The sequence below is a fragment of the Lelliottia wanjuensis genome, assembly GCF_030238365.1.
In the GTDB taxonomy this organism is placed as follows: domain Bacteria; phylum Pseudomonadota; class Gammaproteobacteria; order Enterobacterales; family Enterobacteriaceae; genus Enterobacter; species Enterobacter wanjuensis.
This window is the reverse complement of the sequence record NZ_JASSOT010000019.1, coordinates 1-1,271: the sequence shown is the minus strand read 5'-3', so window position 1 is coordinate 1,271 and position 1,271 is coordinate 1. Positions and strand designations below refer to the sequence as shown.

The following is a 1,271-nucleotide window of genomic DNA, read 5'->3' as shown; positions in this document are numbered from 1 at the left end:
GTGTGGTTATTGGCAAGAATCATACGGCCATGCCTGCCCACAGGCAGCTAATTGATCTGGAGGGACAGATTTACACCCCTCTGCGTATGGCCGCTGCAGAAGAGTTTGAGCGCCTCAGGAATGCCAGCCCGGATATGACAGCGAAAGAGTTATTAAAAGCGTTGGCGGGGCCGGAGATTGATGAATTTCAGGCAAGAAACCCGTGAGTGAGGCAGGCGGACGCGCTGGCAGCCCTTATGCGATACTCACCCCGCGCAGATATCCTTATTCAGCTGGTGCGCGACGTAGGGAAAGAGGAATACGCGATCGCTTTCGGCTGGCGTCCTCTTAAATGGCCTTTGCTGGGTAGGTAGGGGGAAATATGGCATTTATCCGGGAAACAGGCACAGGCGCGCGCCGTCGCTATATCGTTAACTATCGGGATGAGGACGCCATGACGGGCCGCCGGAAAAAATTCCGTGTTATCGATGACGCCGCAGAGTTTATGTATCAGCTCGAGGTGTCCGCCCTGGACTGGCGAACAGCTGACAATGCAGAGACAGTGAAGCGCTGGACGCTGCAGAAGCTGGCATGGTTCTGGCTGGGCCACCAGCGCGATCAGCTGAATCGAAATAAAATCCGGGCGACCAGTTATGACCGGTACCGCTACAGCCTGTTAAGCCTGCCAGCAGACCTGCTGGATAAATACCTGAATAAAATTACCTCACGGCAACTGACGGAACGGTTAGATCCTCACGCGTTGAATTATATCGGTGCGGCTTTTTCCTATCTCACCCGCGTCGGGATGATTGCGCACAACCCAGTGAAGAAAACCAAAAAGCAGGCGGACAGACCCTGGATAATTCCCGACGAGGAAACCGTGATCGCCATGCTGGAAAAAGCGGAAAGGCGGGAAAAAATAGCGATCTGGCTGGGGGCGGCGTGTGCCTTGCGTATCAGTGAAGTGCTGGCGCTGACATATCGCGATCTGAGTATCGATGAAATTCAGGTAAACAAACACCTTACAACGCGGGGAATTGCCAGGGGAAGGAAAAGAGGCAAGGGCCGCCCCATTGATATGCCGATCGGCTTGTATGAATGCCTGGATAAAACATTGTTGGGTTCCGATACGCCGGTGATTGCCGGGCGTAGTGGTGAGCGCCTGAGCCTGAATTACAGCACGTCAGGAGTAATGAAACGCCTGCTGAATGAATTCGGCGTTGCCCGGTTCCATGACCTGCGACATTTTGCCGTGTCCAGCCTGGTGAAAAGTGGTGTCGATATTCTGGATG

2 protein-coding genes are annotated in these 1,271 nt (G+C 54.0%); both read left to right on the top strand.

Translation table 11 applies throughout. The features are described 5' to 3' along the window. Positions 1-206 (top strand): hypothetical protein (locus QQF33_RS03330; RefSeq protein WP_285157377.1); only part of this gene is annotated, 206 nt, incomplete at its 5' end. A gap of 278 nt (positions 207-484) precedes the next feature. Beyond that, the coding region (locus tag QQF33_RS03325; RefSeq protein WP_285157376.1) for a tyrosine-type recombinase/integrase at positions 485-1,271 on the top strand (787 nt) is incomplete at its 3' end.